This is a genomic window from Cochlodiniinecator piscidefendens, from assembly GCF_011326755.1.
Classification (GTDB): domain Bacteria; phylum Pseudomonadota; class Alphaproteobacteria; order Rhodobacterales; family Rhodobacteraceae; genus Cochlodiniinecator; species Cochlodiniinecator piscidefendens.
In genome coordinates, this window is the sequence record NZ_JAAOIE010000002.1 from 636,092 (window position 1) to 653,785 (window position 17,694).

The 17,694-nt window shown below is 49.9% G+C and carries 20 protein-coding genes; 8 read left to right on the forward strand and 12 right to left on the reverse strand.

Annotated features, from left to right (window positions below; translation table 11 throughout):
• Window positions 1–45 precede the first annotated feature (45 nt).
• The 4 genes from G9C99_RS07880 to mbfA form a co-directional block, all read right to left on the reverse strand.
• Complete coding sequence (locus G9C99_RS07880; RefSeq protein ID WP_166416893.1) at window positions 46–534, reverse strand: acyloxyacyl hydrolase; 489 nt, start codon at window positions 532–534, stop codon at window positions 46–48.
• A gap of 120 nt (window positions 535–654) precedes the next feature.
• Entirely contained in the window at window positions 655–1,356 is a 702-nt protein-coding gene (locus G9C99_RS07885) for a nitroreductase family protein (protein ID WP_166416894.1), read from the reverse strand.
• A 4-nt stretch (window positions 1,357–1,360) separates the two neighbouring features.
• Window positions 1,361–2,287, reverse strand: a complete 927-nt coding sequence (locus G9C99_RS07890; RefSeq protein ID WP_166416895.1) for an AEC family transporter — start codon at window positions 2,285–2,287, stop codon at window positions 1,361–1,363.
• 32 nt (window positions 2,288–2,319) lie between these two features.
• A complete protein-coding gene (mbfA, locus tag G9C99_RS07895; protein WP_166416896.1) occupies window positions 2,320–3,294 on the reverse strand; it encodes an iron exporter MbfA in 975 nt (324 codons plus the stop codon).
• 145 nt (window positions 3,295–3,439) lie between these two features.
• Here mbfA and G9C99_RS07900 point away from each other — a divergent pair, with 145 nt between their 5' ends.
• From G9C99_RS07900 to G9C99_RS07915, 4 genes are all read left to right on the forward strand, one after another.
• On the forward strand, window positions 3,440–3,613 hold the full coding sequence (locus tag G9C99_RS07900) for a hypothetical protein (RefSeq protein WP_166416897.1): 174 nt from the start codon (window positions 3,440–3,442) through the stop codon (window positions 3,611–3,613).
• 108 nt (window positions 3,614–3,721) lie between these two features.
• On the forward strand, window positions 3,722–4,366 hold the full coding sequence (locus G9C99_RS07905; protein WP_166416898.1) for a TetR/AcrR family transcriptional regulator: 645 nt from the start codon (window positions 3,722–3,724) through the stop codon (window positions 4,364–4,366).
• Between the two features lie 61 nt (window positions 4,367–4,427).
• A complete protein-coding gene (locus G9C99_RS07910) occupies window positions 4,428–4,748 on the forward strand; it encodes an I78 family peptidase inhibitor (RefSeq protein ID WP_166416899.1) in 321 nt (106 codons plus the stop codon).
• 225 nt (window positions 4,749–4,973) lie between these two features.
• Window positions 4,974–5,321 carry a DUF2794 domain-containing protein gene (locus tag G9C99_RS07915; protein ID WP_166416900.1) on the forward strand — a complete coding sequence of 116 codons (348 nt, stop codon included), beginning with the start codon at window positions 4,974–4,976 and terminating at the stop codon, window positions 5,319–5,321.
• Here G9C99_RS07915 and G9C99_RS07920 read toward each other — a convergent pair whose 3' ends face one another.
• The 3 genes from G9C99_RS07920 to G9C99_RS07930 form a co-directional block, all read right to left on the reverse strand.
• Complete coding sequence (locus tag G9C99_RS07920) at window positions 5,322–6,167, reverse strand: C40 family peptidase (RefSeq protein WP_166416901.1); 846 nt, start codon at window positions 6,165–6,167, stop codon at window positions 5,322–5,324. It abuts the gene before it with no gap.
• The gene (locus tag G9C99_RS07925; RefSeq protein WP_166417125.1) at window positions 6,164–7,549 is read right to left on the reverse strand and encodes a leucyl aminopeptidase family protein; all 1,386 of its coding nucleotides are present in this window, start codon (window positions 7,547–7,549) and stop codon (window positions 6,164–6,166) included. Before G9C99_RS07925 ends, G9C99_RS07920 begins: the two co-directional genes overlap by 4 nt.
• A 67-nt stretch (window positions 7,550–7,616) precedes the next feature.
• Window positions 7,617–7,994, reverse strand: coding sequence for a hypothetical protein (locus G9C99_RS07930; protein WP_166416902.1), 378 nt, complete (start codon window positions 7,992–7,994; stop codon window positions 7,617–7,619).
• Between the two features lie 145 nt (window positions 7,995–8,139).
• Between G9C99_RS07930 and G9C99_RS07935 the strand changes: the two genes are divergently transcribed.
• Both G9C99_RS07935 and G9C99_RS07940 read left to right on the forward strand, forming a co-directional pair.
• Window positions 8,140–8,790: a carbonic anhydrase gene (locus G9C99_RS07935; protein ID WP_166416903.1), complete on the forward strand. Its 651-nt coding sequence runs from the start codon at window positions 8,140–8,142 to the stop codon at window positions 8,788–8,790.
• Between the two features lie 9 nt (window positions 8,791–8,799).
• The gene (locus tag G9C99_RS07940; protein ID WP_166416904.1) at window positions 8,800–10,095 is read left to right on the forward strand and encodes an NAD(P)/FAD-dependent oxidoreductase; all 1,296 of its coding nucleotides are present in this window, start codon (window positions 8,800–8,802) and stop codon (window positions 10,093–10,095) included.
• Between the two features lie 295 nt (window positions 10,096–10,390).
• Here the strand turns inward: G9C99_RS07940 and G9C99_RS07945 are convergent, their stop codons facing one another.
• Window positions 10,391–11,413 (reverse strand): aspartate-semialdehyde dehydrogenase, encoded by a 1,023-nt coding sequence (locus G9C99_RS07945; RefSeq protein WP_166416905.1) that lies wholly within the window; start codon window positions 11,411–11,413, stop codon window positions 10,391–10,393.
• Window positions 11,414–11,664: 251 nt separating this feature from the next.
• On the opposite strand from G9C99_RS07945, the gene G9C99_RS07950 reads away from it, so the two are divergent.
• Window positions 11,665–13,125: a DEAD/DEAH box helicase gene (locus G9C99_RS07950; RefSeq protein WP_231704008.1), complete on the forward strand. Its 1,461-nt coding sequence runs from the start codon at window positions 11,665–11,667 to the stop codon at window positions 13,123–13,125.
• A 68-nt stretch (window positions 13,126–13,193) separates the two neighbouring features.
• Window positions 13,194–13,814: a TIGR02466 family protein gene (locus G9C99_RS07955; protein ID WP_166416906.1), complete on the forward strand. Its 621-nt coding sequence runs from the start codon at window positions 13,194–13,196 to the stop codon at window positions 13,812–13,814.
• Window positions 13,815–13,860: 46 nt separating this feature from the next.
• Here the strand turns inward: G9C99_RS07955 and G9C99_RS07960 are convergent, their stop codons facing one another.
• The 4 genes from G9C99_RS07960 to G9C99_RS07975 are packed head-to-tail and all read right to left on the reverse strand — an operon-like array spanning window position 13,861 to window position 17,648.
• Window positions 13,861–14,643, reverse strand: coding sequence for a heme ABC transporter ATP-binding protein (locus G9C99_RS07960; RefSeq protein ID WP_166416907.1), 783 nt, complete (start codon window positions 14,641–14,643; stop codon window positions 13,861–13,863).
• Window positions 14,644–14,649: 6 nt separating this feature from the next.
• Window positions 14,650–15,732: a FecCD family ABC transporter permease gene (locus G9C99_RS07965; protein ID WP_166416908.1), complete on the reverse strand. Its 1,083-nt coding sequence runs from the start codon at window positions 15,730–15,732 to the stop codon at window positions 14,650–14,652.
• 3 nt (window positions 15,733–15,735) lie between these two features.
• Window positions 15,736–16,602: a heme/hemin ABC transporter substrate-binding protein gene (locus G9C99_RS07970; RefSeq protein ID WP_166416909.1), complete on the reverse strand. Its 867-nt coding sequence runs from the start codon at window positions 16,600–16,602 to the stop codon at window positions 15,736–15,738.
• Window positions 16,599–17,648 (reverse strand): hemin-degrading factor, encoded by a 1,050-nt coding sequence (locus G9C99_RS07975; RefSeq protein ID WP_166416910.1) that lies wholly within the window; start codon window positions 17,646–17,648, stop codon window positions 16,599–16,601. The genes G9C99_RS07970 and G9C99_RS07975 overlap by 4 nt, the downstream gene beginning before the upstream one ends.
• Between the last annotated feature and the right edge of the window lie 46 nt (window positions 17,649–17,694).

Genomic DNA, 17,694 nt, shown 5'->3' on the forward strand with positions numbered 1-17,694 from the left:
AACACCGGTAAAATCGGCATTTGGTTTTAACAGGTTCCTAAGTTTTCAAAAACTTTGATGAATTCTAAGAGTCAGAGTTTCACTTCCGGGATTTACGGAGTTAAAACTGTTGTTCGATTTGTGATCAAGGGCAAGCGACAGGCTTCGGGTTTCGGACAGCCTATACCCAACACCAATCAGGGAACGAAACAGGATATCCCCCCCTAGATCGCTCCCTCCGGATCCCGCTTTATATAGACCAGGCATGAAACTTGCTTCGGCAAACCAGCGGTCATTTATGTCGTAGTTTGCGTAGAACCCGAGACCAACAAAAACGTCGGAATCGGTATCAATCTGTGCAGCAGCTCCAACACCAAATTGCCACCCGTCTTGATCAACGAATGGATCTGCATGAAGCTCAAAGACAAGTGCCTGCGCACCGGAATCTGTGTTGTTGGTGATGTCATCGTACCCTAACCCCAAAATAAACTCTGAGGCCGAAGCAGTTTGAACAGTGAGGGCGGCCGCGAACACGGCTGAGAGTAAGTGTTTCATACCCTTGAAAAAGGTATGCTTTCCCTCACATTCAAATCCCAATTTGGTGATGCACTATCTATGCACATAAGCTGTGCAAAAATGCCAAACCGAACACTTAGATCGTGTTTAACCCGCGCTTCAATCGTCTTTCCGGAACGTGGTTAAAATCTCAGACAAAGGTTTTTTGATTTTGGCGACACTGGGTACAACAGCATCCTCAGCTGGATGTCCAACAGCAACAATCATAATCGGTTTTTCCGATGCAGGGCGTCCGCACATCTCATTCAAAAACTTCATCGGATTGGGCGTGTGGGTGAGGCTAACCAACCCCGCCATATGTAACGCGGTCAATAAGAAACCTGACGCTATTCCGACGCTCTCTGGAACGTAGTAATTCTTATAACGCGTTCCATTGTTTGTCGTGCCATATCGTTGAGCAAAAATAACAATGAGCCACGGAGCTTTGTCCAAATGTGGTTTAGAGACACCGGTTCCGATAGGCTCTAACGCTTTTAGCCATTCGTCGCCCGCCCCACCAGCGTAAAACTTTTCTTCCTCGTCTTCTGACGCCTTTCTAATACGAGATTTCATCTCTGGATCAGAAATAGCAACAAAATGCCAAGGCTGGTGATTGGCCCCTGATGGAGCCGTCCCCGCAATACGAATACAACCAGCAATCACGTCTTCATCGACGGGGCGATCAGAATAATCGCGCACGGTATGACGCGCTTTCATCATCTCGTAGAAACCCTCGACGGCATCTTCCATGTCTTCATCGCTCAACTCTAGACGGTCAGGAAGGGGAAGAGGCTCATATCGCACGTCGTCTTCACTATACATCAAATTATCCTTGTAGAAGGGCGATTATGCCCGTGATGGTAAAGATGCTCACCGCTGTTGAGATCAATATTGTGGAGGAAACACGCTGTGGTGCAACACCATATTGTTGCGCCAGAATGTAAACATTTCCAGCAACGGGCAACGATGCACCCGCCACCATAACCAAGGCTGCAAAGGGTTCAACTGAGAAGACCCAAAAGGCCGCTAATGCCACCGCCGCAGGGTGTACGATCAGCTTAAGGAATGACAACCAACTCGCCACTGACACGCGCTCGGCTGATTTCGCTGCAAGGGAAGCACCTATAGCGAACAAAGCGCCAGGCGTTGCGGCCCCACCGAGGATAGTCAAAAATTCATCTGCCGGTCCAATCAGCCCTATTTCCGTCTGTGACCAAATCAGTCCAAGCAAAATCGAAACGATCATCGGGTTCTTAAAAAGACCCTTAATCACAGTACCAAGAATGCCAAGCGACATACGGCCATCTCGTGACCCTGTAATCAAAATCACAATCAAGCTGGAAAAAACCAGCATATCAATCGTTAGAACCATCAACATCGGGCCTGTTGATGCCTCTCCCAACAACAAGAAAAACATGGGTATACCCATAAATCCTGTGTTCCCACTGACTGCGCATTGAGCTTCAACTGCGGCCTCTTCTACCGATTTACCCCGCAACAGCGAAAGTGCAATCGCCAGCACATAGACGGCCAAAGACGCAGACAAATATGCGTAAACGAATTGCGCATCAAAAATCTCTGACACAGGCAAAGTTGCTGCGAAGCGAAATAGCATCGCGCTAAGCGCGAAATAGAACACGAATTTAGTTAAATAAGCCGCTGCCTCCTCAGTAAAGAAGCGCGTTCGGCACGCAAAGTACCCAAGGCCAATCAAACCAAAAAATGGTAGGGTTTTAAGGAAGATATCTAGCATGTCCGTGGCTTAGCACGGTCAAACCAATATGCCTATCCCCCGCCAATCAACACCCCGGCTGCAAAAACCAATGCGCCCCCTAAAACGACTTGAAAAGTCGCTCGTAAAAACGGGGTTTGCATATATCTGTTCTGCAACCAAACGATGGCCCACAACTCGACAAAGACCACTGCTATCGCGAGAAAAGTTGCAATCCAAAAGTCGTGTATCAGGTAGGGTAATGCATGTCCTAAGCCACCTATCGTTGTCATGACTCCGGCGGCTAAACCGCGCTTTACGGGGGAGCCACGGCCAGACAATTCACCATCATCTGATGCCGCCTCTGTAAAGCCCATAGAAATCCCTGCACCAACCGAAGCGGCCAGTCCCACGAGAAACGTTGTGTGTGTGTCCTGCGTTGCAAAAGCGGTGGCGAATATAGGTGCCAAAGTAGAAACGGAGCCATCCATCAACCCAGCCAGCCCAGGTTGAACCCAAGTTAGAACAAACTTCTTACGCGCCAACTCATCTTCTTCGCTTCGACTTTCGGAGGATATGTGATGATCTGTTAGGGCTTGGGCCTTTGTCCCGTGATGCCCCTCAGCAGCCGCCAAATCCCCAAGCAATTTTCGGGTATCGGCATCTTTACTATATGCGGCTGCCTTTTGATAAAAACTCTCAGCGTTCGCCTCCATATTCAATGCCTCAGCCCTAATGCGCTCTAATCCTAGGTTTTCAATCAACCAAACCGGATCTCGCGCATAGAAACCTGCGACATGTTCGCGGCGTATCAATGGGATCACATCACCAAATCGCTTTTTGTGCAGGGCAATCAACGCCGAGCGATGCCGATCTTCCTCTTCCGACATACCCTCGAAAACCTTAGCTGACGCAGGAAACTCGGAGTGTAATTGAAGTGCGTATTGCCGATAGATCCTGGCATCATCTTCCTCCGAAGAAATTGCAAGGGCCAGCACTTCCTGTTCGCTCAGATCGCCAAAACGTTGCCTATTCCCAGAAAACCACATTTCATCACCATATTTAGAATGATTCTAAATTAAGCTCATTTCTTACAAATGCAATACGAAAAAGTGAACAAGTTCGTTCACCCCACTTGAAATCTAAACTAAATAGTTTACTTATCTAAACGAAACAGTTCAAAAGGACCATGAAATGCAATACCTTCGCATCGCTTCTGTAGCAACCGCGCTCTCGCTCTCAGCCCTTCCTGCTATGGCTGGTGGCAGCTTCTTCAGCTTACCTCATCTAACCTTCCCCACGACCGACACAGCAACACAAGCTGACACCACTCCTGCAACACTTCCAATCACCCAAACGCAAAAGTAATACCAAATTTGAACAGGACATTGACCAAAAACAAAGGAAAACTCCTTGTTTCTCTTGCTGCGGCTTATCGCTTTGGCTTACGATGAACTTCCATAACAGGAGAGCCCGATGCCAACCAAACCTGACGCCATCAGAAAGGGTCGTAAATTCGACCAAGTCGTTAACGGAGCGCGTGAGGTTTTTCTAAAAGATGGTTTTGAAGGCGCCAGCGTTGATGACATCGCTAAAGCTGCAAACGTATCGAAGGCAACGCTCTATAGTTACTTTCCTGACAAGCAGATTCTCTTTTTAGAAGTCTGCCGTCAACAATGTGCGGAACAGGCTGAGGCTGCTCTGGATTTAAGCAATTGCGACATGACGATCGAAGAGATTCTGTTGATCGCTGCACGCACATTGGTTGGGTTTATTGTTTCGCCATTTGCCCAAAATATAACACGCATTGCGATTGCTGAGGCTGATCGTTTTCCAGAGTTTGCACGCGAATTTTATAAATCTGGCCCAGGTCTTGCCCATGACCGGTTGGTCGACATTCTGTCAGAAGCTGTTTTACGGCGGCGATTAGTGATTGATGATATCGGCCTTGCAGCTCATCAATTTCTAGTGTTGTGCAAATCTGAGTTGTGGGCGCAAGTGCACTACAAGATTATTGATGTTCCGGATGATGCGCAGATCGAACGTATTGTCCAAAGCACAGTGCAAATGTTTTTGGCGCGCTACGGAGTGAAGGCTGCCGAAGTGACGGAATCTGCTTAGTCGCATTTTATTGCAAATCAAATACAAATACCGCTATCTTCACCCAAAATGGAGATAGTGAATGTCACGCTTATTATTACCCCTTCTCTGCATTCCGCTTGTTGCATGCACCCCCGAACCTGCCCCTATCGGCACAGAAATTTCCGAAGAGACCGCTCCAACCGCATCGGTTTTTGATCAACCAGATCAAAGTTGTCTTGATGACACTGAGCGCGGCCTTGTCGGGCAATCCGTTTCGGTTGTAAGCGAACTTGGTATTTCCTCGCCGGACGGTATTAGAATCTTACGTCCAAACGATCTATTCACCGAAGATTACCGCCCTAACAGGATCAACATCGGTCTTGATCGTAATGATGTTGTCGCACAAGTTTGGTGTGGCTAATTCAAATATTAAAGCCCCCCGCCATTGGCGAGGGGCTTAACTCTTCGAAATCAAGAACAGGTGGGGGCAAGTACTTATGATTTCGAAGGTACTCTGTTGCTACCCTTCTGTTTTCTGCAAACTTCGTGCCCTCAGCAAGAAATCGGTGTGAAAATGCTAAGGTAAAATTGTGTCCGAAAACAGGCATAGCTTGATTTTGGTAAAATTCTGCGCCACGCTAAAGCTATGACGATCAACACACCCATTCCATTCACTGGGGCACAAAACGAGATGCCTCAAGTTTACTTCAACAAACAGGAACTCGGGGTCATTTTACGTCTCTATGGCATGATGGTCGCGGCGGGTGAATGGCGTGACTACGGAATTTCAGGCCTAAAAGATGTAGCCATTTTCTCTATTTTCAGGCGAACGGCAGAACATCCGGTCTATAGAATCGAAAAACACCCAAAACTGCGCCTTAAACAGGGCGAATACAGTGTTGTTGGGATGGATGGCCAAATTTTAAAGCGCGGAAAAGACTTACGTACTGTTCTACGTGTGCTTGAACGCAAACTCATTCGCTCAATAGAATGACTATTCTCCGGTCACAATCTTAACTCTCCGATGCCCCGTAACGGGTCCATCGCCTTGGGACTGAATACGCTCAACCGCCTCCTCAATAGGTTCGCATGCAACCATCATGTGATGCGCATTCGCGTGTATCAAACGCTGATCATCAACAACCATCGCCACATGCCCACACCAAAACAAAAGATCGCCGCGCAAATACTGTGCCTCAGAACCCAACTCTTGGCCCAAGAATTTTGACTGTAAGTCACTATCACCATCGCAAGCCTGCCCACAGCTCAAAAACGCAGCCTGAATCAATCCCGAACAATCAATTCCGCTGCGACTGTTCCCCCCCCAAAGATAAGGCGTCCCTAAAAACATCTCAGCGACTTCAACTGGGTCGTCGCGGTATTGTTCGATCGGCGCCAAATGTCTTTTAGGAATGAAACCTCCGTCAGCGGTTTCCCAGAATCGCTCGTGTTCCGCGATGATGTTTAACCGCGCACCAAACGACAACATCATCGTTTCTTGTGATTTAAAGTCGGCAGCATTGTAAACATGTGTCGCGGGCACATTAACCTGATGGGTGGCTGGAACAACGGGGCTTAATTGCCCAACCTCAATATACCCGACATATTTATCTTTACGTGATTGAACAAATGCATACCCATCGCGTTCATCAAATACATCAACAACATCCCCCAGCAGCAACTGGCGATCCCGCTTGCCCTGCGGCGCGCGTAAAAGATCGGCAACGGGCGACGTCAGTTGACGCGCCGCCCCCTCGACATAACGCTCGGCGACAACATGTCCCTTTAAATAGGCTGCTGCAACATACGCATTGGCTGGCGTCAGACGCGGATCGTTCATAAATCTAGCATCTCAGGCAATGCAGCCAAAATCGCGCGCGTTCCTTGACCAACCCCGCCTTTTGGGCGCGCCGGCGCGGGGGAGGGTTGCCAGCCATAAACGTCAAAATGCGTATAGCTTGGGCTATCTTCTGCAAAGCGCTTTAGGAATAGTGCCGCCGTGATACACCCTGCAAAACCGCCACTAGGTGCATTATCCAAATCAGCGATCTCTGGTTCAATCATCCCCTCATACGGAGTCCAAAATGGCATGCGCCAAATCGGGTCGGCGGCCGCAACAGCACCTCCCTCCAACGCAGCCGAAATTTTGGGGTCATCCGTAAAATAAGGTGCCAGATCCGGCCCCACCGCCACACGAGCGGCACCGGTCAATGTCGCCATGGAAATAAGAACATCAGGCTTTTCTTCATCTGCAAGCGCCAAGGCATCCGCCAAGACAAGTCGCCCTTCGGCATCTGTATTGTTAATTTCTACCGTTAACCCCTTTCGGGATGTCAGAACATCCTGCGGGCGAAAGGCATTCCCAGATACACTATTCTCAACCGCAGGCACCAACACCCTAAGCTGAATTTTCAGGCCCAACGCCATGATCATATGCGCAAGTCCTAGAACGTGGGCTGCTCCCCCCATGTCCTTTTTCATCAATCCCATAGACGATCCGGGCTTTAGATTAAGACCCCCTGTATCAAAACACACGCCTTTGCCGACTAAAGTCAGGGTCGGGCCGCAGCTCCCCCAACGCATATCCAGCAATCTAGGAGCGCGATCCGATGCACGGCCAACAGCATGTATCATTGGAAAATTTTGCGTCAGTAAATCTTCACCGCGAATAACCTTGGTATCTGCCCCATGCAACTGCGCCAAGGTCACGAATGCGGCTTCCAGCTCGTCAGGTCCCATATCTGAGGCGGGTGTATTTATCAGGTCCCGCGTCAACATTTCACCAACAGCGATCGCCTCGATCCGCGCGACATCAACGGTTTCAGGGGCTTTTAGCAAAGCTTTCATCTCAGGTTGATCTTTATAACGATCAAAACGATAGCCTGCCAAAACCCAACCCAATACCTCTTCTTCAAAGGTATCGGGAGATAACCCACTTTCGATATGAAACACACCTGCAGGCAATTTCGCAGCTCCTGCCGCAACGTGAAACCGTCCGCGCGCCCGTGTTCGAGTGTTTCCATACCCGATCAACGCACACATGGGTGTTCCATCAGCATTTGGAATCATGATCATCTCACCGATGCTCGCACGAAACGAATTCGCCTTCACCCACCCCTGCACAAAATCGGATTGTGTTTCTATCCACGAAACAACTTCGTCTACGCCAATCACATGTACCGGAATTGAGGTGGTTTTTTCTGCGGCAAAGCTTTGCGTCATCGCGGCAAGGTCCTTATCAATCAATTACCCTGCCACACTACGCGCTTTGCCAGTTGCCGCAAGAGGATTAGACTGACAAATCCTGTTGATCCCAAACACCTAAGAGCGATTTATCACCCACACGCACCAGCCGATCTATCGTTGCTGCCATTGCCGGAGTATCACCGCCATGTAAGCATTCGATAACGTCATACGCCACCTTTTCTACGCTCAGCATGCCCACTTTGGCCGAGTACTTAGCGATCTCACGCGCGCTGTCACTCACCTCACCTAGTGTCTTTTCTCGATACAACCGCTGAAATCCAAATATCAGCACAGCCAGCTCTTCTAATGCATTGCAAAGATATTCCTCTGCATCCACATCGCCCATTTCAACATACAGCTTTGTGAGGCACTCTTGGTCCATCACAACCGTTTCCTCACGTCTGAGTTTTGTGATACTCATCACAATCCACCCTCATAGTTCACCCAATTCTGGTCAGAGTATGAATGCAGCCCTTAGAAAGAGTTGACTTCGAATATAAAAACCTCTCGAATTTTGTTGAAACTTTCCATACATAGTCCCGAAGCACTTTCGCGAAAGGCAAGAGATGACAAATGCAAGCCCGCTCCCCAAGTACTTGGTTCAACGATACCACGGCTGGAAAGCCACAGGTTGGGAAGAAAACAAAGTATGGTACCGCCGCCTCGCTTCCGAGGGACAACATCCACGGGCAATGGTCATTTCTTGTTGCGACTCACGGGTTCACGTGACCGCAATCTTCGGCGCTGACCAGGGTGAATTTTTCATTCACCGCAACATCGCCAATCTCGTACCGCCCTACGCACCAGATGGAGATCATCATGGTACATCCGCTGCGGTGGAATATGCGGTCAAATCTCTGAAGGTTGCACACGTAATTGTGCTGGGCCATTCCAACTGTGGCGGCGTAAACGGCTACCACGATATGTGCTGTGGCAATGCACCTGAACTTGCCGAGCCGCTTTCCTTTGTTGGGCGTTGGTTGGATATTCTCAAACCAGGGTTCGAACGGGTTCGCGATATCGAAAACGAGGCTGATCGTCGTAAAGCGATGGAAAAGCAAGCCGTACTGATTTCGATTGAAAACCTCATGACGTTCCCCTTCGTACGCGATGCCGTCGAAAGCAACGATCTAAGCTTGCACGGTCTTTGGACGGAAATCGGCGAAGGTGGGTTAGAAGCCTATGACAGCGCGACCGGCGATTTCCATCAGCTTTAGAGGCGCTATATGTCCAACCCTCTAAACACTCCTTATTGGTGGGACGCAGCTGGCCCCAAATTGAAATCTCTCGCAACTCTGCCTGAGACACTTCCGACGAAGGTTGGAACGCTTATTGTTGGGGCCGGGTATACCGGATTACACGCGGCGCTAACGCTCGCACGCTCTGGTCGCGATGTAATTGTGGTTGATGCCGAGCATCCGGGTTTTGGATGTTCTGCCCGTAACGGCGGCTTAATCGGACCGTCGTTTCATAAATTGGGTGTGGCTGGTTTAAACGCGGCCTTCGGAACCCAAAAAGCCACCGAAATACTGCAAGAATCTATGGATAGCCTGCAGTATTTAAAAGATTTTATTTCGAATGAAGATTTAGATACAGGTCTCCATTTGACGGGTCGCTTTCGCGGTGCACCGCGCCCCGAGCACTATGAAACAATCGCGCGCGACTGTGAAATGTTTGCCAAAACGGTCGGTCAAGCATTTCATATGATCCCTAAATCCGAACAACATGCAGAAATCGGAACAGACTATTATAATGGCGGTGTCGTTTATCCAGACGACGGGCATTTGCATCCCGGTAAATACGCCGCAAGCTTAGCTGAAATGGTGATCGACGCAGGCGCAACGATCATAGCACCTGCGCGAGTTTCCGGCATCCAAACAGATGGCACAAAACACGCAGTTCACATAAAGGATCAAACCATTGTCGCGGATCAGGTTCTGATCGCGACCAACGGATACACCGGGCCGGAACTTCCTTGGTATCGCCGACGCGTCATGCCAATTCGATCTGCAATTATTTGCACCGAAGAATTGTCACCTGAAATGATGCAAAGCCTCTCTCCCAAAAATCGTGGGTTTGGTGATGGATCACGATTGGTGCTTTATTATCGCCCCTCCCCTGATGGGAAACGCATGGTGTTTGGTGGACGTGCCTTTAATCTGCGTGACAAACCCGAAAATTATACGCCAGATTTACTATGGCAAATGCTGCGTATTTTTCCGCAGCTCGAAGGTGTAAAACTTTCCCATACTTGGTCGGGCACCGTCGCCTATACCTTTAATCATGCCCCCGCTGTCGGTCAGCACAAAGGGTTGTTTCACGCGATGGGATATTGTGGTTCTGGTATCGGCCGGGCAAGCTATTTCGGTCATAAAATTGCACTGCAAATGTTGGGCGACCCCAAAGGCAAAACCGCTCTTGATGGCCTCAGTTTTCCGACAAAGCCATTCTATACCGGAACACCATGGTTTTTACCTGCGATATTAAGGTGGAATTCTGTTATGGATCGCTTTGGGCGTTAATTCAAATTTAACCATCCTAAGCGATTACTAAGATGTGAAAGAAAAAGATTTCACATAAATTGTCGAAAGAACTTCGATAATTCTTACGGAGATACCGTAAGCAAGATGCGTTGGGCAAAATGCCGACCATCACTTTACAGGGGAGAATCGCCCTCTGTACTCAACACGAGGCCGCGCGTAGGTGTGGCGAAAAATTTGCCCATATATGCGCGCGCCTCGTTTTTCCTCCGCCCTATCAAAAAAGGCCCGGTCAGGAATAGCTGACCGGGCCTCAAAAAATTGTTTGAAAAAGTGCTTAGCCCTTTTTCAGAACCTCGCGACCGTAAAGCTCTGCAATCTGAACCGCGTTCAATGCAGCGCCTTTACGCAAGTTGTCAGACACACACCACAGATTAATCCCGTTTTCGATTGTGCTATCCTGACGGATGCGGCTGATAAACGTTGCAAAATCACCAACACATTCAACAGGAGTAACATACCCACCGTTTTCACGTTTATCGATGACCATAATGCCCGGCGCTTCGCGTAGGATGTCGCGGGCTTCGTCTTCATCAAGAAAGTCTTCGAATTCGATGTTCACAGCCTCAGAGTGGCCGATGAACACCGGAACGCGCACACAAGTCGCGGTCACTTTGATGGATGTATCGATGATCTTTTTGGTTTCAGCGACCATTTTCCACTCTTCCTTGGTGGAGCCATCATCAAGGAACACATCAATATGCGGAATGACGTTAAACGCAATTTGTTTAGGGTAAACAGAAGGTTCAACTTCTTGACCCGGTACATACATACCTTTGGTTTGGTTCCACAACTCGTCAATCGCGTCTTTGCCAGAGCCAGACACAGACTGATAGGTGCTAACAACAACCCGCTTGATCCGGGCACGATCATGCAAAGGCTTAAGCGCCACAACCATCTGCGCGGTTGAGCAGTTCGGGTTCGCGATGATCATCTTTTTATAATAACCCTCGATCGCCTCAGGGTTCACCTCAGGTACAATCAAAGGCACCTGTGGATCATAGCGATAAAGCGAAGAGTTATCGATCACGAGACAATCAGCGGCAGCCGCAACTGGCGCGTATTTTTTTGTCGCGTCAGAACCGATCGCAAACAATGCAATATCCCAACCTTTAAAATCAAAGGTATCAAGGTCCTTGGTCTTCAGGGTCGTGTCGCCAAAGCTGATTTCGGTTCCGAGAGATTTACGGCTCGCAAGTGCTACAATCTCATCAATAGGAAACTGGCGTTCCGCCAGAATGTTCAGCATCTCGCGACCTACATTACCTGTAGCGCCAACGACGACGATTTTATAACCCATCAGAAGGGCCTCCTTAGAATATGTCCGGGATTGGACGGGGGCGTCATACCCCAAGATATGCATGGGGGGAAGCACCGAGTTATCAATTTTCATTGACTTATGGCAAAAATGGGTACATAGGCCGCATTCCTGACCTTTGCCGCGTGAGCAAACGGGCGAATTGCCCCGTCAGGCCAATATTCCAACAGTTCCCATCACGCGGGGTTCTGGCGCGCATTCGGTCCCACGGACAATACGGTCCGGGAATGAGCATGTCGCGCAAGACCGCACGTCCTGCCGGATTATCCGGGGGCATTGTTGTGGTTTGCAGCTTTTGCTGCGTGATGAAGAAAGGGTCCTCCGTGACCACTGAAACAGTAACAGAAACACCATCTACCGAAAACATCACGACCGAATCCGATGCGGTGACATTTCGTGACCTCAACCTACACCCAGTGTTGTTAAAGGCCGTTTTAAACGCCGGTTACGAAACCCCTACCCCTATCCAAGAACAAGCGATTCCGCTCGTTCTTAAGGGTCACGATGTTATGGGTCTTGCCCAGACCGGCACTGGTAAAACGGCTGCTTTTGGTCTGCCCTTGATCAACCATCTGATGAATGAGCACGGCAAACCCGATCGCAAAACTGTAAAGTCTCTGATCCTTGCGCCGACACGTGAATTGGTGAACCAAATTGCCGACAACCTGAAAACCTATATTCGCGGCACGCATTTGAAATTGCATGTTGTTGTTGGCGGTGCCTCAATCAACAAACAGATCAAAGCCCTCGAAAATGGTCTCGATATTCTCGTCGCGACACCGGGTCGTTTGATTGACCTTTTGGATCGTCGCGCACTGACTTTGAACAAAGCACGTTTTCTGGTCCTCGACGAAGCTGACCAAATGCTTGATCTTGGCTTTATCCATGCGCTCCGCCAAATTGCGCCACTGCTCGCAACGCCACGCCAAACCATGTTGTTTTCAGCAACGATGCCAAAACAGATGGCTGAGTTGTCTTCGGCTTATTTGACAAACCCAAAACGGGTTCAAGTTTCACCTCCGGGCAAAGCTGCCGATAAAATTCGCCAATCCTTGCATTTTGTTCCGCAAAGCGAAAAAGGCGAATTGTTAAAAGAATGCTTGAACGAGCATCCAAATGGTCAGGCAATCGTTTTCTCTCGGACCAAGCATGGCGCCGAGAAGCTGATGAAGCATCTCGTCAGCTGTGGTTACAAAGCGGACTCGATCCACGGCAACAAAAGCCAAGGCCAACGCGAACGCGCGATCAAAGCCTTCCGCGAAGGTTTGGTCAAAGTTCTGGTCGCGACGGATGTGGCCGCACGCGGGATCGACATTCCGAATGTCACCCATGTTTACAACTTTGATCTACCGGACGTGCCAGAAAACTACGTGCACCGAATTGGCCGTACTGCCCGTGCGGGTAAAGACGGCGAAGCCATTGCATTTGTGTCATCTGTTGAAATCAAACTTCTCCGTCAGATTCAAAAGATCATGAAGGTCACCATTCCGGTTGCATCAGGCATTGAACCAGCCGCTGAGGATCGCCCAAAACGCGTTCCCCAGCAGCGTCAGCAACGCAAAGACCGGCCTAAGAAACCAGCGGTAAGCGCCCACAAACCTGCGCGCGACACCCAAGGCAAAAAACGTCCAGCGCGCCGCCCAAACCGTAAACCGCGCCAAGGCGGCACAGACGCACCACGTCGCCAAGCCTAATAAATCAACGGCCCGTGTTCATTACGGGCCGTTCTTTTGTCTCTAACTTGCTGTATTTAGAAAACACCATGTCACAGATTGAATCTCTCTTCGTTACCCGCCTCTACCGCGCCGCCCTTGCTGAGCACGGGAAATCCATTGATACCGCCGAACTCGAAGCGTCCTGCCTGTCAATTGCAGACGATGACGAGGCAGGCCAAGACTGGTGCGAAGAAAACAACTACCCCGGCTACACAAGCTACGCCTCTTTGACCGACCTCGGCTGGCGCTTTTCGATTTTTAATGATCTGGTTGAGGCACTCGACAAACATGTCGCGGCCTTTGTCGAAGATTTGGATTTCGATCTTGGGGACAAGAAGATCACGCTCGATTCCCTTTGGATCAATATCCTATCCCCGGGCGGCGTACACACATCGCATCTGCATCCCCATAGCGTCATCAGCGGGACAACCTATGTGACCATGCCCGAAGGCACCAGCGCGATTAAATTCGAAGATCCGCGCTCTGCAATGATGATGGCTGCACCAGTTCGCAAAAAAGACGCGCGCCCAGAATTGCGCAACTTCATCTACGCAACCCCAGAAGTTGGTGAGGTTCTACTTTGGGAAAGCTGGCTGCGCCATGAGGTGCCATTAAACATGGCGGAAGAAGAACGCATCAGCGTGAGCTTCAACTACAGCTGGAACTGATCACGTTATCATGTGCCCAAACCCAAAATGAGCTTGGGCACATGAGTTACATCGCATTCACCACAATATGCGCAGGATGCAAAATTGTGGAAACCGATGGACCGGACCGATCAATCTGACAGCTATACGCCAACGAAAGCTGTGAATCGGTAAACACCTCTTCTGGTGATCCTGCCCCAACAACAGTGCCCGATTTCATCATATAGACCCGATCAGAAAACTGCGCTGTCAGATTCAGATCATGCATAACCATGATCACGCCACCGCCTTTGGAGGCAAAGGATTTCGCGATCTGCATGACCATCAACTGGTGCAAAATATCCAAACTGGCCACAGGTTCATCTAAAAACAACCAGCGTGGAACGCCATCCAAAACAGGTTCCCACACTTGGCATAGAACCCGCGCGAGCTGCACACGTTGTTGTTCCCCGCCCGAAAGTTCTTGGTAAAACCTGTTTTCATACCCCAACAGGCCAACCTGTTTCAGCGCACGTACGGCGAGGTTTGCGTTTTCCGCATTTACACCCGCCATCAAACCCAAACGCACCACTTCAATTACGGTAAATGGGAAAGCAAGCGGCGTGGCCTGAGGTAAAACCGCACGTAAACTGGCCAATTCCCAAGCAGGCTTTTTCGTGATGTTTTCATCATTCAGAAAAACACGCCCTTCAAAGGAAATATCACCGGTCAAAGCACGTAACAGAGTGGTCTTGCCCGACCCATTATGCCCGACAATTGATGTGATCTGACCCGGAACGGCCTGAAACTCCACACCCGACAGCACAGGTTTCTTTCCGAACGTTACACTGATTTCTTCTGCTTTTAGCATTTCGCCTCACATATCCACAACGCTGCGGCGCTGCAAAAGGATCCAAAGAAACACCGGGGCGCCTAAAACGGCCGTAATGATCCCGATTGGCAACTCAGCCGGAGCAATGATGGTACGACTGATCATATCTGCACCCACCAACAAAATACCGCCCAACAAGGCGGCATTGGGTAGCAGATATCTGTGATCTGGCCCCACAGCCAAACGCAGTAGGTGCGGAACAACAATACCGATGAACCCAATACCACCTGAAACAGCAACAGCAGCCCCTGTCGCAGCTGCAACGCTGACAACAGTTAGGTTTTTCACCCGTTGAACATTGATCCCCATATGACCAGCTGCGGCTTCGCCCAAGGCCAAACCATTTAATCCTTTGGCCAGAAACGGCGCTCCTGCAAGGGCTAGTAGAATGATGGGTGCCGCGCTAAAGACTTTGGTCCAAGTCGCCCCCGCGAGTGATCCCATACCCCAAAACGTTAAGTCGCGCAGTTGCGTATCATCCGCTTGGTAAATCAACACACCCGAGACAGCCGCAGCCAATGCGCCAAGAGCAATGCCTGCCAGAAGCATTGTCGCGACAGAAGTCTGCCCCCGCCGCGTTGCCACACGATAAAGCACGTAGGTGGAAATCCACCCGCCAAAAAATGCAGCAAACGGGACGAGGTAATACCCGAAAAACTCTGCCACACCTAAAGGCAATGCTCCGACAAGAACAATTGCAGAAATTGCGCCCAGCCCTGCGCCGGCACTTACCCCGACAAGCCCGGGATCCGCCAAAGGATTGCGAAACAAACCTTGCATCAAGGCCCCCGTGACAGCAAGAGAACCGCCAACAAGTATGCCCATCATCAGCCGCGGTAGACGTATATCAAACAACACAACCTGATCTCGTAGCGCGACGTCCTGGCCATTGATCATTTGACCCAAAACGCGCAAAGCAGAAGTGCCCGCCGCGCCTTGTGTCAAACTAAATGCGCCCATCAGAATTAGACCGACACATAAAACACCCATTAACCTTCGGGCCTTCTGACTGCGATCAATTACAACGGGCGGCGCAACAGAAATATCTATGTCTGCAACTGTTGTCATGACCTATTCACCGTAGAACGCAGCGCTAAGAATGGTGATAGCTTCAGCCGTACGCGGACCAAAACCCAACATCAAAGAACCATCCATACGCACCATCGCGTGGTTTTCACCTGCGGGGGTCAATTGAATAGAAGGAACATCCCAAACCTGATCGTTTTCCACACCGTGATCGCCTCCGCGTGCAGTCATCATAAGAATGATGTCTGGCGCGGCCTCAATCACCGCTTCGTCCGTTAAAATGCGATACTGGTCAAATTCATCAATCGCATTTATGCCCCCTGCCATCCGAATGATTCCATCCGCGCGCGTGCCCGTGCCTGAAACATTCAATTTCCCGCCTGGCATCGAAAGAATGAATAACACTCTTGGCTTTTCATCGTGGGCTTGTGCTGTTTGCTCGGCTGCACTCAGCGCCGCACCAACTTCAGCCGCCAGTTCCGCACCGCGTTCTTCAACACCAAGCACTGCTGAAACTGTGGTTATTCGCTGAAGGATACCTTCACTGCTGTAATCGCCCGGCACATCCACAAATGGGATATCTGCATTGGCTAACAGCTCGATCGTTTCCTGCGGACCTGACCCGGGTTCGGTTAGGATCAAATCTGGGGACACAGATAAAATTCCCTCAGGGGACAAGCGCCTCATGTATCCAACGTCAGGCAACTCAAGCACCTCAGGCGGAAAAACAGAGGTTGTATCGCGCGCGGTCAATCTATGTTCTTGGCCCAATGCATAGACGATTTCCGTAACCGCCCCTCCGATGGAAACGATGTTTTCTGCATCCGGGTAGCTTTCCTGCGCAGATGCAGAAAACGAAACCACGCCTAAGAACGCGCTAAACAGCACGCCTTTGCTTTTTGTGCGGATCATGCGTCTGCCCCTTTTTGAGGAAGCTCAGCTACGATTTCATCCCAGATTTTTGCGTTATTTTCATCGCTTCGGCGATCTGGAAAGATTTGCAGGATAATCCGTCCTTCTGCATCAAACGCTTCCAATGAAACGGCATCGCCCTGTTGTGTCGGCTTGGTCACAACATAGGTTTCGGCGATATGATCACCGCGAAGGTGCAAATTAAACCGCTCGTCCATCACGTTGATCCAAGGCCCCATTGGACGCAAGGTTTCGACCAAGCCACCGTGGATTTGAATGCAACCGCGATTGCCGACAAAAACCATCACGCCTGATTTACGCTCGGAAATCTTTTCAAGCGCGCGCTCGACCGCTTCGTTTTCCATCAGTTTGACATAAGGTGCCCCAACAATGCGGTAAGCGCCAAGCCGGTTCATTTTCAACCGGCTGGTCAAGCGCATAAATTGGTGGGTGTCAGTCATGTCATCCCACCCTGCCCTAAGCTGATCCGCCTTTGCAGGATCTGCTTTGGGTTCTTCGGGGGCACCGCGCGGCTTCACCTCTAAGGAATCGCTTTGATCATCCAAGCGCAGCGCCGAAACGACATCTTCCCAAACCGCATGATTGCTGTCATCGCGCAAATGGATCTTGTGCATTGCCATACCTGTACCGCTGAACACCTGCAGACTACGACGAACGCCACTTTCGGTTTTCTTCTCTACCGCAAAGGCACTAACCCAGAACTTCGCGAAAATACGTAAGTCAATTTCTGAGTTCAGGATCATCGCAGCGTGAGCGCCACTGTGGTAGTTGTCGTAAACCCCGACACGTTCAATCACACAGCTTTCGTTGCGAGTTAATGCTAAAACTTCGCCGAGTTTTTCGGCCTGCTTCATAATCGCATCTGGATGTGCATTGATACGGATTGCCCCGTGACCAACATGAGCTGCAACAAGTTCAGCTTCGGAGATGCCCAATTTATGGGCAAGATCACGTTCGCGCATTTTGGGGTTTTCAACACATGCAACGCGAATGGATTCGGGGGATTTTGTATCAGTATCCAGCATCTATAAACCTTCGTAGATGGTCGGCTTTGCCTTGCGGATACGATAG